We start from the raw sequence: 13,547 nt of genomic DNA, 5'->3' as shown, positions 1-13,547 counted from the left end.
CACCGTCCTTCTGTCCGGCAAGGGAAAAGCGCTGAGGAGGAAAGGGGGAGCGAGGATGACGCAGTCGGAGAAAAAAGTGTTGGTGGTGGATGATCAATACGGTATCCGCGTATTGTTGAAAGAGGTTTTTTCGCGGGAAGGATTCTACGTTTATCAAGCCGCGAACGGTCGTGTAGCACTGGATATTATTCAGCGGGAAGAGCCGGACTTGATTTTGTTAGATATGAAGATGCCGGGTATGGATGGTTTGGAGTTGCTTCGACACATTCGTCAGCGGGAAGAGGCCACCGATACCAAAGTGATCATGATGACGGCTTACGGGGAATTGGATATCGTGGAAGAAGCGATAAAACTGGGGGCTTTGGCGCATTTTACGAAACCCTTCGACATTGAGGAGCTTCGATCAGAAGTGGTCAAGCAGCTGGTTTCTTAAAAAGTGATTTCAACATACATACTGGGTGCCATATAGGGATGAAAGGAGAATTCGCAGTGTCTGAACAAGCCGTTATGGAAGCAAAAATCCGGGTACGCATGAGCCAAGCGGATGCGCATTACGGCGGCAATCTGGTCGACGGAGCTCGGGTGTTGGCGCTGTTTGGCGATGTAGCCACGGAGTTGCTGATCCGGCATGACGGGGATGAAGGATTGTTTGTCGCTTATGATCAGGTGGAGTTCAAAGCCCCGGTTTATGCGGGGGACTATATCGAAGCAGTCGGCCGGTTGGAAAGGGTGGGCAAGACCTCCCGCGGGATGAGTTTTGCTGCCTATAAGGTGATCGAAGCAGCAGCGGATCCGGAGCATCCGTCCGCTGCCCGTGTGTTGGAGGAACCGCTGTTGGTTACACGCGCTTCGGGCACCTGCGTCGTGCCCAAAGAACGGCAGCGCGTCAAGCATGAAAGCTGAGTGCATCAAACGGATAAGCACATGGGGGTGCTGTATGGACAAGCTGATCATCACCGCTGCATTGGTTGGAGCGGAAGTAACAAAGGAGGAGACTCCCCACCTCCCTGTGACACCGGAAGAGATCGGCGAGGCAGCGGCGGAGGCATGCCGGGCCGGGGCATCCATTGCCCATATACACGTGCGGGACAAGGAGGGCCGTCCCAGTCAGGACCGGGATTTGTACGAAGTGGCCATCAACGAAATCCGCCGCCGGTGCGATATCATTATCCAGGTTTCTACCGGTGGTGCGGTAGGCATGACGGCGGATGAGCGGTTGCAACCCCTGAGCCTGCGTCCGGAGATGGCTACGCTGACGACGGGAACGGTTAATTTTGGTGCCGGTGTTTTCTATAACCCGCCATCGGATATCGAAACTTTTGCCCAACGGATGAAAGAGTATGGAGTGCGGCCTGAATTCGAAATTTTCGATGTAGGTATGGTAAATAACGCTTTGCATCTGGTAAAAAAAGGGCTGGTAAGCGGTCATCTTCACTTTGACTTTGTGATGGGTGTCCCGGGTGGGATTCCTGCTTCCGCTCAGAACTTGCTGCACCTGATCGCACTGCTGCCGCCGGAGGCGACTTGGACCGTAGCCGGCGTCGGACGATATCAGTTAACCATGTCTGCGTTGGGTGTGGCTCTCGGCGGCCATGTCCGGGTGGGTTTAGAGGACAATATCTATTACCGCAAAGGGGAGCTGGCGACCAATACGCAGCTGGTGGAGCGGGTGGTGCGCATCGCTCGGGAGTTGGACCGAGGGATCGCTTCGCCGGAAGAAGCCCGGCAGATACTGGGGATTTGCCACCCATCATAAACCAATTGATGGAATAGCCTACTTTTGGCAGAGAAAGTGGTATAATCAAAAATTGAATAAAATATTATTCCCCGGGAAAAGACATACCGAAGGTGCTTTTCCCATTTTCCTGTACCACCCTTCGACAGATTTGTCGACAGGTGGTATGATTTCAACTGAACACCCGAAAAAGATCCGCGCGTCTACATAAAGGGTCTTTTTTTGCGTGTAACTACCAACTCATCATGCATGGGAGGAAGGATTTATGCCTTTGGTACCGATGACCGATTTTCTGCCGCGAGCTAAAAAGGAAGGGTTTGCGGTAGGACAGTTCAACATGAACAACCTGGAATTTACTCAAGCGATCGCTGAAGCGGCGAAAGAGGAACAATCCCCTTTTATTTTTGGTGTGAGTGAAGGGGCCATGCGTTACATGGGGATCGAGTATGTGGTCGCCATGGCTGAAATCGCTGCGAAACAATCCGGTGTCCCGGTGGCCCTCCACTTGGATCATGGCAGCAGCTTCGAAGTGGTAATGAAATGTATCCAAGCCGGATTCTCTTCCGTGATGTTTGACGGTTCGCACTATCCTTTTGAAGAGAACATCCGCCTGACCAAAGAAGTGGTGAAAGCAGCTCATGCTGTGGGTGTTTCCGTGGAAGGCGAACTGGGCACGATCGGTGGTGTGGAAGACGATCTGGTAGTGGATGAAGCTTCCGCTGCGTTGGCAAAACCGGAGGAAGCGATCCGCTTTTGGGAAGAAACCAAAGTGGACGCCTTGGCCATTGCAGTGGGTACCGCTCACGGTATGTACAAAGGTGAACCGAAGATCCACTATGGTATCATCGAAGAGGTCAGCAAACAGGTAGAGGCCCCGATTGTGCTCCACGGTGGTTCCGGCGTGCCGGATGAAGCCATTCAAAAATCGATCTCCCTCGGTGTGGGTAAAATTAATGTGAACACGGAAAACCAAGTGGCTATGACCAATACGATCCGGGAAAAACTGAACGGCAATCCGGAAATGATTGACCCCCGCAAATATTTGGGACCGGGCCGGGAAGCTATCAAAGAAGTAGTCAAAGGAAAAATGCGTCTCTTCGGCAGCTCCAATAAGGCCTAAGGATTAGACACAAGGGTTGACGGATGCTTCGCATGCGAAGACCAGACACTGGAGGTGGACCGTTGTGAAGATTTTTATCGATACAGCGGATGTAAACGAAATACGCAAGGCCAATGAATTGGGCGTTGTGTCCGGTGTTACCACCAATCCCAGCCTGGTGGCCAAATCGGGACGCTCTTTTACAGAGGTGTTGAAGGAGATCGTCGACATTGTAGACGGCCCGGTCAGTGCTGAAGTGATGAGCGATGACGCTGAGGGGATGTTGAAAGAAGCGGAACCTCTGCTGGCCATCTCGGAACAGATCACCATCAAGGTACCGATGACCCTGGAAGGATTAAAGGCGGTCCATCGCTTTTCCCAACAGGGTGTCCCCACCAATGTGACCCTGGTTTTCTCTGCCAACCAGGCGCTCGTGGCTGCCCGGGCGGGTGCCGCTTATGTGAGCCCCTTCCTGGGAAGGCTAGATGATATTAATCACGACGGGATCCAGTTAATCGAGGATATTGCCCATATCTTCTCATTGCACGATATTGATACCCAAATCATCGCAGCTAGCGTACGTCATCCCTTGCATGTGACGCAGGCTGCATCCGCAGGAGCCCATATTGCCACCATGCCGTTTAAAGTGTTGGAGCAATTGGTGAAACATCCTTTGACCGACCAAGGGATTGAACGGTTTAAACGGGATTGGGAAGAAGCCCAAGGGCGGTAACCATTTTCACTCCATGATGAGGGATGCCCTTTTGTACCAGTGAGCAAAAGGGCTTCTCCTGTCTATTTTTAGCGGTTTCGTCCGGCATTTTTGCTCCTGTCATGACAGCGTTTCCTCGGGAAAACGGAAGGAATCTCCAAACCGCCAGCGAAGTTTGAATTTGGAAGAGTTGGGTGATGCTTCTCCAAAGACAGGTGACATGCCCGTTTTATGACATCCGGGCGAGGCGGAAAGGGAGAGAGGATACATGGAAAAGTTGATGGTAAAGGGCGGTCGCCCGCTAATGGGGCAAGTGGAGATCAGTGGGGCAAAAAACAGTGCTGTGGCGTTGATTCCTGCTACGCTGTTAGCCGACGACGGTCTGACGGTCATCGAGAACTTGCCTGCCATCCAGGATGTCCGGATTTATAAAGAGATCCTGGAGGATCTGGGGGCGAAGGTGGAGCATGCAGGAGATGAAATGACGGTCGATGCTTCTCAGCTGGAAAATGTGATGATGCCGAACGGTAAGGTGAAAAAATTGCGTGCCTCCTATTATTTGATGGGGGCTTTGCTTGGACGCTTCGGTGAAGCGGTCATCGGCTTGCCGGGAGGCTGTGACCTGGGTCCCCGCCCGATCGATCAGCATATCAAAGGCTTCGAGGCATTGGGGGCGCATGTAGCCCAGGAGGAAGGAGCGATCTGTCTTCGCGCCGCCCGGCTCCGCGGGGCGCGGATCTATCTGGATGTCGTCAGCGTCGGAGCTACCATCAATATCATGTTGGCCGCTGTTCGTGCCGAGGGGCAAACCGTGATTGAAAATGCCGCGAAGGAACCGGAGATCATCGATGTTGCCACGCTGTTAAGCTCGATGGGTGCCCGGATCACAGGTGCCGGAACGGATGTGATCCGGATTCAGGGAATGCCGCGCCTCTCCGGATGTCGGCATTCCATCATCCCGGACCGGATTGAAGCGGGTACCTATATGATTGCTGCCGCGGGAACCCGCGGCAGTATCACGCTGAACCAAGTGATCCCCAAGCACTTGGAACCGGTTAGCGCCAAGTTGCGGGAAATGGGTGCGATCATTCGGGAATCCGGTGAGTCAGTTTTGGTGCAGGGGACCGATTATTATCGAGGGGTGGACGTTAAAACGCTCCCTTATCCCGGTTTCCCGACCGATCTGCAACAACCTTTTACCGCCTTACTCACTGGAGCAGAGGGAACGAGCATGGTTACCGACAATATTTACTCCTCCCGTTTTCGCCATGTGGGCGAGCTGTGCCGAATGGGGGCAGACATCCGGGTGGATGGGCGCACGGCAGTGATTCGAGGGGCCACCCCCTTGTACGGTGCGGAAGTCAAAGCGACGGACTTGCGGGCAGCTGCGTCAATGGTGGTGGCAGGCCTGATGGCACGCGGCGTGACCGAAATGGCCGGTGTGGAACATATCGACCGCGGCTATGAACACTTGGAAGAAAAGCTGAAGCAGTTGGGTGCAGAAGTATGGCGGGAACACTCTTATCAACGGGTGTAACTCCTCCGTCTCCTCAAAACAGTGTAACATATCCTATAAATATGTTACTCTATTAGGGGGTTCATTCCTGTCGAATCATCATAATCTAGACAGTAACGAAAAGGATATAGCAGAATGATGAGGGGATGGAGGAGCTTTCATGGAAAGAAGTTTGACGATGGAACTGGTTCGCGTGACGGAAGCTGCGGCAGTAGCTTCCGGACGCTGGATGGGTTTCGGTAAAAAGGATGAAGCGGATGATGCCGCTACTACCGCGATGCGGAAAGTATTTGACACCATTCCCATGCGGGGTACCGTTGTCATCGGTGAAGGAGAGATGGATGAAGCTCCCATGTTGTATATCGGGGAGCGTCTGGGATTGGGCTATCTCCCGGAAGTGGATGTGGCCGTTGATCCGTTGGAAGGGACCAATATCGTGGCCAAAGGGTTGTGGAACGCCCTGTCCGTGGTGGCTGTTGCCGAACGGGGCAATCTGCTCCACGCTCCAGACATGTATATGGATAAGCTGGCGGTGGGCCCCGGTGCGGTCGGTCATGTGGACATCGATGCTCCGGTAAAAGACAATATTCATGCGGTTGCCAAAGCCTTGGGCAAAGATATCAATGACGTGGTGGTCACTGTTTTGGACCGTTCGCGCCATGCCAGACTGATCGAAGAGGTGCGGAGCATCGGTGCCCGCATCAAACTGATTCCCGACGGCGATGTAGCCGCCGCGATCAATACCGGCTTTCCGGATACCGGCGTCGATATCCTGATGGGCTCGGGGGGAGCGCCGGAGGGTGTACTGGCCGCTGTGGCGCTCAAGTGTCTGGGCGGGGAGATCCAGGGCCGGTTGATGCCGGAGGATGAGGTGCAGTTTGAACGCTGTCGCAAGATGGGGATATCCGATCCGAAAAAAGTGCTGCGCATGGATGATCTGGTCAAAGGAGACGATGCCATCTTTGCCGCTACCGGTGTGACGGATGGAGAGCTGTTGAAGGGTGTCCGCTATAAAGGCACGGAAGCCACCACTCATTCATTGGTCATGCGCGCCAAAACAGGCACCGTCCGCTTTATTGACGGAAAACACCGCTTGGAAAAGAAGCCCAACCTCGTCCTGGAATAACGGGGCGGGGTTTGGGATAGGATGGATGGGACAGTTGACATAGAAAAAGAGTGGTGAGATAGACGTATGGAGATGTCATTAAGCGGTTTAGAACATCTTCGGTTAACCGATTTATACAAATTGGCGAAAGAATACAATATTTCGTATTACAGTCAGATGAAGAAAAAGGAACTCATTTTTGCGATCTTGAAGGCCAAAGCGGAGAAGGACGGCCTAATGTTCATGGAGGGAGTACTGGATATTTTACCGGAAGGATACGGCTTTCTCCGGCCCATCAATTATCTCCCTTCCTCTGAAGATATCTATATCTCCGCTTCCCAGATTCGCCGCTTCGACCTTCGATCCGGCGATCTGGTTTCCGGAAAAGTTCGCCCGCCCAAAGAGAATGAGCGTTACTTCGGCCTCCTTCATGTGGAAGCAGTCAACGGTGAAGACCCCAACCTGGCGGCTGAACGATTGCATTTCCCCGCGCTGACCCCCCTGCACCCCCAGAAGCGTCTTACCTTGGAAACCGCTCCCGAGAAGCTTTCCACCCGTATTATGGATCTGGTGGCACCGGTCGGTTTAGGACAACGGGGACTGATCGTGGCCCAGCCCAAAGCGGGAAAGACCATGCTCTTGAAGGAAATTGCCAACAGCATCACCACCAATCACCCGGATATTGAGCTGTTTGTGCTGCTGATCGATGAGCGGCCGGAAGAAGTGACGGACATGCAGCGCTCCGTTAACGGGGAAGTGGTCAGCTCCACTTTTGATGAGATGCCGGAAAACCATATCAAAGTGGCCGAGTTGGTATTAGAGCGGGCACAGCGCCTGGTGGAACACAAAAAGGATGTCGTCATTCTTTTGGACAGCATTACCCGTCTGGCACGGGCGTATAACCTGGTCATTCCTCCGAGCGGACGCACGTTGTCGGGCGGGATAGACCCGGCGGCTTTTTACCGCCCCAAGCGCTTTTTCGGTTCTGCCCGCAACATTGAAGAAGGCGGCAGTCTTACCATTCTGGCCACTGCTTTGGTGGATACGGGTTCGCGGATGGATGATGTGATCTATGAAGAATTCAAGGGAACCGGCAACCTGGAGCTTCACTTGGATCGCCGCTTGTCTGAACGCCGGATCTTTCCGGCGATCGACATCCGCCGCTCCGGCACCCGGCGGGAGGAACTCCTCTTGTCCAAGTCGGAGTTGGAAAAGCTGTGGATGGTTCGCAAATCCCTCAATGACGGAGTCGAACACACAGAAGCTTTTCTGCGCAAATTGGCAGATACCAAAACCAATGCCGAGTTTTTGGATTCATTGGAAACGCCACAGAACCGCCGTTCGACCAATGCTTCCTGATTTTCGGCATAAGCTCTTGTCCCCTCGCATAACCATGGAGCAGAGGCGTTGGCTGGGTTGTGAGCCGGTTACGCTTTGCGATTCTTTATGTGAGGTGGTGTGATGCCGGGTAAAACCGCATTGGTCGCTTCTTCTTTGTCATTGTCTGCAACTTGGATGACAACGGGTTCCTATGATGCGGTGGCTGCAGAGCCGTTGACGGAACCCAAGGCCCCGGACTGGCCAAAAGAACAAGTGGCGCAAGAGGCATTGTATCAATATCTCAACCCCATTCATGCGGTAGCTGAAGGTAATCTGGCGGTCAAGACCGATGCCAAACCGCTGGAGTACCAAGTGAAGCCGGGAGACAGCTTGTTCAGCATCGCCGCCACTTACGGAGTGAAAGTAGAGAAACTAATCTCCGTCAATAAACTGAAAAATCCTTCTCTGATCCAGCCGGGGCAGAAGTTGAAAGTCCCGGTGAAGCTGAAACGAATCCGTGTCAAAGAGGGACAAACCTTGTCCGATATCGCCGAGGCGTTCCAAACGACGGTGGAAGCGTTGAAAAAGCTAAATCCGGATGTGGACTTTTCCGATGCGACCTATGTCGGTCAGCTGATTACGATTCCCCATCCCCTGACCGAGAAGCCCCGCATCCAACCGGCTCCCGCCAAATCCGGAGTGAAGTTGGCTTCGGCAGCGGAAGGAGCCGCTGACCGCGTGTATGCTTTCCATTGGCCGGTGACAGGAAGGATCACCAGTGGTTTTGGATGGCGTCATGGAAAAATGCATACCGGCATCGATATTTCCAACACACTGAGAGAACGCAACGTGATCCGGGCCGCATTGGACGGTGTCGTGGTACGGGCAGGATATGCAGGAGCTTACGGCAACTTGGTAATCGTGGACCATGGCAACGGCTGGACCACCTACTATGCGCATTTGAGCCGGGTCATCGTATCGAAAGGACAATCCCTGGGTACTGGTTCAGCGCTGGGCTTTATGGGAACTACGGGAAACTCGACCGGGGTTCATCTGCACTTTGAAGTAAGGCGAAACGACCAGCCGCTGAATCCTCTCACCATGCTCCCCTGAGGCAGGAACCGGACTTTTCTCATTTTCTTGTAAATGGAATGTCAGGACCTCGATTCCTCTTGCGGCAGAGAACAGAACATGCTATAATATCAAAGTGTTTGCATGGAACGTGCTCATGTACCCGGATGGAAAAGAGGTGAAGTATCGATGAAAGCGGCGATTCATCCCCAATACAAATTGACCACCGTCACCTGTGCGTGCGGCAATACCTTTGAAACGGGTTCGACCAAAGAAAACCTGCGTGTGGATATTTGCTCCGCATGCCATCCCTTTTTCACCGGCAAACAAAAATTGGTCAGCGCCGGTGGTCGTGTGGATCGATTCAAAAAGAAATACAACCTCTAATGTTCACATAGAGATTCAAAGACGTGACAGGCAAGCGGACTTTCGCTTGCCTGTTTCGCTTTTTTGGAGTACCTGCATCGGCTGGTTACTTGATCGTCAGGGTGGGCGTTTTTCCCGCTTCCATGGATGCACAGCTCTAATCAAAAAGATAAATAACCTTTCCATCGATGGGAAGGATGGCAGCCTTTGTGAGGAAGATGAATGTCTGGATAAAACTTACCGTTCGAATCCCCCGTGACCCTTCGATAAACCTGTTACAATCTTAAAATAGAAGGGTGTGGACGGGAGGAGAGACAACATTGCAACAACCCATGACTGTCGCACAGATATTAAAACGTCCTCATTTTCAACACGCCAAAGTAGTGGCAGGTGCCCAAGGGTTGGATCGACCGGTTCGCTGGGTGCATGTACTCGAAATTATGGACGGGTCCTCTTATGTTCATGGCCATGAATTGATCTTGATGACCGGTGTGGGATTGGGAAATGAAAAAGAGCTGAAACTGCAATTTGTCCGGGAGCTGGTGGAAAGCCAGGTCTCCGCTTTGTGTATCGAATTGATCCATCAATATGTCGAGCTGCCGGAAAAAATCAAGCAGTTTGCGGATGAACATCATTTTCCCATCATCGTTTTTGAAAAAGCCGTCTCCTTTATTGGGATTACCCAGGATATCCATGCTCTCTTAATCAACCGCCATCATCATCAACTGTTGGTTCTGGAACGGATATCCAACAAGTTTTTACAGTTGACTCTCCGCCCGAAAGGGGTTACCCAGATTTTGCAGTTGCTTCACAAAGAGACCGGGTGCCGCGTTTGGTTGAAAGATCATCTAGGGGAGGATATCGCTTACCCGGAAAAAAGCTCCCTGCCGGATCGATCTTCCCTGATTCGGCAGCCCATTGTGGCTTTGGATGTGAAAGTGGGCGATCTGTATGTGGAGTATGAGGGAGAACCGCCGGAAATGGTACGTTTAGTGTTGGATCGTGCTGCAACGGCGATGGCCCAGGAATTGCTGCGTCGGATTTCTTTGGAAGAAAGAAGGTTGCGAGACGGTCGGCAATGGGTGGATGATTTGTTGAACCGAGGCACCGCAGATGTTCCTGCCGTAATTACCGCAGGTGTATCTTCGGGCAACCGGATGGCGGTATGCGCCGTAGTATGCACCATTGCCGAGGACGATGCGGGTGCTGACGGCGATGTTTTGGAACAGGATGAGAATATTGCTGTTTTGCAGTGGGCCCGTACGGTTCCGCAGGTGTTTGAACCGTTGGGAATACGCTCTTGGCCCGCCAACCGGGAGAAAAAGCAAGTGATACTGTTGATGGATCAGTGTCCTTTGTCTTCTTCCCCTTTTATGGAACGTATCCGAAAAGGATTGGGCAGGTTATTTGAACGGTTGGGGGAAACACCGCCAGCAGTTCGTTTTCGGTGGCAAGCTGGCGTCAGCTATGAATTTGGAAATTTGAACCAAGCCCCCGAAGCCTGGCGCCAAGCTTCCTTAGCTCTTTCCATCCCGCATAATGCTTGTCATCCCGGTCACGGGGTGATCTGCTATGACGATCTTCAGTCCTGGCAGCTTTTTTTGCAAGTCCCGCCCGCCGCTTTGGCCGGATATGTCCAATCTCAATTGGGCTCCTTGCTGGCATATGATCGGAAACATGGAACGGAATTGGTCCGAACACTGGAAGCGTTCCTGGAAGCAGGACAGTCCAAGCAAAAAGCAGCGAAAGATTTGTTTATCCACCGTCAAACCCTTTATTACCGTCTGGAACAAATCACGTCCCTGCTCGGCGAAGGGTGGGAGTCTTCTCCCCGGCGTGTCGCTTTGGACATGGCATTGGCCGCCCATCGGTTCCTCGAGATCCGCGCTGCCTCTTTTTCGCCTCAAGATAAAGCAAACCCGACACCGGATCGGTAATATCCGGGTCGGGTTTTTATCGATGGGTTATGCGATCACATGGCCGAACATGGCTTTTTCAACAGGGACGTATTCCAACCCGAACGCATCGGCCACGCCCCTGCAGGTCACGTTTCCATTGGCCGTATTGACCCCTCGAAGCAGAGCCGAGTCCGTTTCCGGAGTCAATCCTCCGGAAGCCAGTTTTAATACATACGGCATGGTAACGTTGGTTAGGGCCAAAGTGGAAGTGCGGGGGACGGCTCCCGGCATATTGGCCACGGAGTAATGCACCACACCATTTACGGTATAAGTGGGATCGTCATGAGTCGTGGCCCGGTCGGCAGTTTCCACGCATCCTCCTTGGTCGACTGCTACATCCACCACGACGGAGCCCGGTTTCATTTGCGCAACCATATCCCGGGTGACAAGCTTGGGAGCACGGTTCCCCGGGATGAGGACTGCACCGATGACCAAGTTTGCATCGCGTACAGCCTGGCTGATATTGAAAGCATTGGACATCAGCGTTTTGACGCGACCGCCAAACTGGTCATCCAATTGACGCAGGCGTTGGATATTTACATCGATCATGGTTACATCAGCACCCAGACCCAGTGCCATCTTTGCAGCTTGCGTTCCGACCATGCCGCCGCCGATGATGGCGACACGGGCTGGCGGAACCCCCGGTACGCCGCCGAGAAGCACGCCGCTGCCGCCCTGGGGTTTTTCTAAGCAATGAACCCCTACCTGCACAGACATGCGTCCTGCTACTTCGCTCATCGGCGCAAGAAGCGGCAATGCGCCGTTTTCCAGCTGAACCGTTTCATATGCTACCGCTGTCATGCCGGATTGCACCAGGGCATCGGTCAACGGACGGTCCGCTGCCAGGTGCAGGTAAGTAAACAGGAGCAGATCCTTCCGGAAATACCGGTACTCTTCTTTCACAGGCTCTTTTACTTTTAATACCATGTCTGCTGCCCAAACATCTTCTACGGTTCCCACCCGGGCGCCGGCGCTGATATACTCTGCATCGGAAAAACCGCTCCCGATACCGGCATCTTTTTCAATGATCACCTCATGTCCGGCGGTTACCAGGGATTGTACTCCTGCCGGCGTAATCGCAACGCGAAATTCCCAGTTTTTTATCTCTTTCGGTACTCCGATTTTCATCATGGTTCCCCCTTGCCGTGATAAGCTATTTTTTTCAACTTATCAAATAAACCCATTTCTTTGCGTCGGACAAAGTGTATGAGAATTCCGGAGTGTTTTTGACACTGTTGGTGGGCTAATGAAACCTATTCCTCCCACAGGCTCTTAGTGTTACAATAATCGGCGTAAGTTTTAATACATAGGTAAGGGAAGAGAGGAATCATGAAAAAAGGGAGTCATTTTGATACACACGGGGACGGGTGGATTGAGGTGATTTGCGGCGGCATGTTTTCGGGGAAAAGTGAAGAGCTGATCCGGCGGATCCGCCGGGCCCGGATTGCCAAACAAAACGTGGCGGTGTTCAAGCCGAAGATTGATGACCGCTACCGGGCCGAGGCAGTCACCTCCCACAATGGGGTGTACACGGAATGCCAGACGATCACCCGTGCCCGGGAGATTCTTGATGAGGTGGCACCTGAGGTCCATGTGGTGGCTATTGACGAGGTGCAATTTTTGGATGAGGATATTATTGAGGTGGCGCAGCAGTTGGCAGACAGAGGTCTGCGCGTGATTTGCGCAGGATTGGATCAAGATTTCCGGGGACGTCCTTTCGGTCCGACCCCGATCTTAATGGCGGTAGCCGAATATGTGACCAAACTGCAAGCGATCTGTATCCAGTGCGGCAAGACTGCCAGCCGGACACAGCGCTTGATCGACGGCCGTCCGGCCAGCGAAGACGATCCGATCATTCAGGTGGGCGCATCGGAACATTATGAAGCCCGGTGCCGCCATTGTCACGAAGTTTCTAAACGGGAATCATTGACAAAAAACTTTTTGCCTTCTTGACGCACACTAGTGTCAGGGAGGTGTTTTTTTATGAGACGATTGTTGATCTGGTTCCTGCTTTTTACCATCTTCGGTTTGGGTTTGACCGCTTGCACGTCTCCTTTGGGAACGGATGAAGGACCCGAGTCAACCCATCCACAAGCTCAACAAAAGGGCAAATTCCGATTTCAAACGGATAATTACCGCTATATGACCGATGACGGACGACACGGCATCACCAACCGCAACCCCAACCTCCGGGTGGGTGAGTGGTCCCGCCCCTCCACCGGCGGAGATGAGCGCCGCATTCGCGAGAAGGTGAAGCAAATTAAGGGAGTGCGAGATGCCAAAGTCAGTATCACCGGCGGACATGCCGCGATACGGGTGATCCCGGATGCCGGTTTTCCTAAAGATAAGTATGAAGAGCTCCAAGAACACGTGCTTCGAGAAGCCACCTTCTTGATGCCGCGGTATGAAATTCGGGTTCGCGTGGGCATGAGCAAGTGGAATCCGATGCGTTTTTTCAATAAAGGAGCTTGAGTCTTGGATTTAAGCTAAAATAGAACACGAAAAAGCTCTTTCACCTGTTGCTCTCTCCCCGACGTTACAGATGCGATTCTATCCGCTCCAACATAGCGTGATTTTGGAGTGGAGCGATAAAAAGACGACTTGTGAGTGTGGACCGAGGCGCGAGCAAAAGAAAAGCCTGTTTGCGCCCATGCAAGTACTCACT

Annotated in this window: 14 protein-coding genes; 13 read left to right on the top strand and 1 reads right to left on the bottom strand. The window is 52.8% G+C overall.

What is annotated here, in order from left to right:
- Window positions 1-55 precede the first annotated feature (55 nt).
- From IEW70_RS01585 to IEW70_RS01535, 11 genes are all read left to right on the top strand, one after another.
- Window positions 56-433, top strand: a complete 378-nt coding sequence (locus tag IEW70_RS01585) for a response regulator (protein ID WP_188646170.1) — start codon at window positions 56-58, stop codon at window positions 431-433.
- A gap of 56 nt (window positions 434-489) precedes the next feature.
- Window positions 490-903, top strand: coding sequence for a 3-aminobutyryl-CoA ammonia lyase (gene kal / locus IEW70_RS01580; protein ID WP_229751728.1), 414 nt, complete (start codon window positions 490-492; stop codon window positions 901-903).
- 34 nt (window positions 904-937) lie between these two features.
- Window positions 938-1,756 carry a 3-keto-5-aminohexanoate cleavage enzyme gene (kce, locus tag IEW70_RS01575; protein WP_188646169.1) on the top strand — a complete coding sequence of 273 codons (819 nt, stop codon included), beginning with the start codon at window positions 938-940 and terminating at the stop codon, window positions 1,754-1,756.
- Between the two features lie 244 nt (window positions 1,757-2,000).
- Window positions 2,001-2,855 (top strand): class II fructose-1,6-bisphosphate aldolase, encoded by an 855-nt coding sequence (gene fba, locus IEW70_RS01570; protein ID WP_188646168.1) that lies wholly within the window; start codon window positions 2,001-2,003, stop codon window positions 2,853-2,855.
- Window positions 2,856-2,919: 64 nt separating this feature from the next.
- A complete protein-coding gene (fsa, locus tag IEW70_RS01565) occupies window positions 2,920-3,567 on the top strand; it encodes a fructose-6-phosphate aldolase (RefSeq protein ID WP_188646167.1) in 648 nt (215 codons plus the stop codon).
- Between the two features lie 247 nt (window positions 3,568-3,814).
- Complete coding sequence (gene murA, locus IEW70_RS01560) at window positions 3,815-5,083, top strand: UDP-N-acetylglucosamine 1-carboxyvinyltransferase (RefSeq protein ID WP_188646166.1); 1,269 nt, start codon at window positions 3,815-3,817, stop codon at window positions 5,081-5,083.
- A gap of 139 nt (window positions 5,084-5,222) precedes the next feature.
- Window positions 5,223-6,188, top strand: a complete 966-nt coding sequence (glpX, locus tag IEW70_RS01555) for a class II fructose-bisphosphatase (protein ID WP_188646165.1) — start codon at window positions 5,223-5,225, stop codon at window positions 6,186-6,188.
- 72 nt (window positions 6,189-6,260) lie between these two features.
- Window positions 6,261-7,526 (top strand): transcription termination factor Rho, encoded by a 1,266-nt coding sequence (gene rho, locus IEW70_RS01550; protein WP_188646297.1) that lies wholly within the window; start codon window positions 6,261-6,263, stop codon window positions 7,524-7,526.
- 102 nt (window positions 7,527-7,628) lie between these two features.
- On the top strand, window positions 7,629-8,600 hold the full coding sequence (locus tag IEW70_RS01545) for a M23 family metallopeptidase (protein ID WP_188646164.1): 972 nt from the start codon (window positions 7,629-7,631) through the stop codon (window positions 8,598-8,600).
- A gap of 147 nt (window positions 8,601-8,747) precedes the next feature.
- Window positions 8,748-8,945 carry a 50S ribosomal protein L31 gene (gene rpmE, locus IEW70_RS01540; RefSeq protein ID WP_188646163.1) on the top strand — a complete coding sequence of 66 codons (198 nt, stop codon included), beginning with the start codon at window positions 8,748-8,750 and terminating at the stop codon, window positions 8,943-8,945.
- Window positions 8,946-9,244: 299 nt separating this feature from the next.
- On the top strand, window positions 9,245-10,861 hold the full coding sequence (locus IEW70_RS01535; RefSeq protein WP_188646162.1) for a PucR family transcriptional regulator: 1,617 nt from the start codon (window positions 9,245-9,247) through the stop codon (window positions 10,859-10,861).
- Window positions 10,862-10,888: 27 nt separating this feature from the next.
- Here IEW70_RS01535 and ald read toward each other — a convergent pair whose 3' ends face one another.
- Window positions 10,889-12,010, bottom strand: coding sequence for an alanine dehydrogenase (gene ald / locus IEW70_RS01530; RefSeq protein WP_188646161.1), 1,122 nt, complete (start codon window positions 12,008-12,010; stop codon window positions 10,889-10,891).
- A gap of 201 nt (window positions 12,011-12,211) precedes the next feature.
- Between ald and IEW70_RS01525 the strand changes: the two genes are divergently transcribed.
- Window positions 12,212-12,835, top strand: coding sequence for a thymidine kinase (locus tag IEW70_RS01525; RefSeq protein ID WP_188646160.1), 624 nt, complete (start codon window positions 12,212-12,214; stop codon window positions 12,833-12,835).
- Between the two features lie 30 nt (window positions 12,836-12,865).
- On the top strand, window positions 12,866-13,354 hold the full coding sequence (locus tag IEW70_RS01520; RefSeq protein WP_188646159.1) for an Asp23/Gls24 family envelope stress response protein: 489 nt from the start codon (window positions 12,866-12,868) through the stop codon (window positions 13,352-13,354).
- Window positions 13,355-13,547: the final 193 nt, after the last annotated feature.

It is taken from the genome of Marinithermofilum abyssi, assembly GCF_014641195.1.
GTDB lineage: Bacteria > Bacillota > Bacilli > Thermoactinomycetales > DSM-45169 > Marinithermofilum > Marinithermofilum abyssi.
Note: the sequence above shows the minus strand (reverse complement) of the source record. Positions and strands in the feature narration are given on the sequence as shown.

Bases quoted from the DNA above. Each gene is read 5' to 3' on its own strand.
- IEW70_RS01585 (WP_188646170.1), top strand. From the start codon at position 56: ATGACGCAGTCGGAGAAAAAAGTGTTGGTGGTGGATGATCAATACGGT.
- rpmE (WP_188646163.1), top strand. From the start codon at position 8,748: ATGAAAGCGGCGATTCATCCCCAATACAAATTGACCACCGTCACCTGT.
- kce (WP_188646169.1), top strand. From the start codon at position 938: ATGGACAAGCTGATCATCACCGCTGCATTGGTTGGAGCGGAAGTAACA.
- murA (WP_188646166.1), top strand. From the start codon at position 3,815: ATGGAAAAGTTGATGGTAAAGGGCGGTCGCCCGCTAATGGGGCAAGTG.
- IEW70_RS01545 (WP_188646164.1), top strand. From the start codon at position 7,629: ATGCCGGGTAAAACCGCATTGGTCGCTTCTTCTTTGTCATTGTCTGCA.
- IEW70_RS01520 (WP_188646159.1), top strand. From the start codon at position 12,866: ATGAGACGATTGTTGATCTGGTTCCTGCTTTTTACCATCTTCGGTTTG.
- IEW70_RS01525 (WP_188646160.1), top strand. From the start codon at position 12,212: ATGAAAAAAGGGAGTCATTTTGATACACACGGGGACGGGTGGATTGAG.
- glpX (WP_188646165.1), top strand. From the start codon at position 5,223: ATGGAAAGAAGTTTGACGATGGAACTGGTTCGCGTGACGGAAGCTGCG.
- ald (WP_188646161.1), bottom strand. From the start codon at position 12,010: ATGAAAATCGGAGTACCGAAAGAGATAAAAAACTGGGAATTTCGCGTT.
- rho (WP_188646297.1), top strand. From the start codon at position 6,261: ATGTCATTAAGCGGTTTAGAACATCTTCGGTTAACCGATTTATACAAA.
- fba (WP_188646168.1), top strand. From the start codon at position 2,001: ATGCCTTTGGTACCGATGACCGATTTTCTGCCGCGAGCTAAAAAGGAA.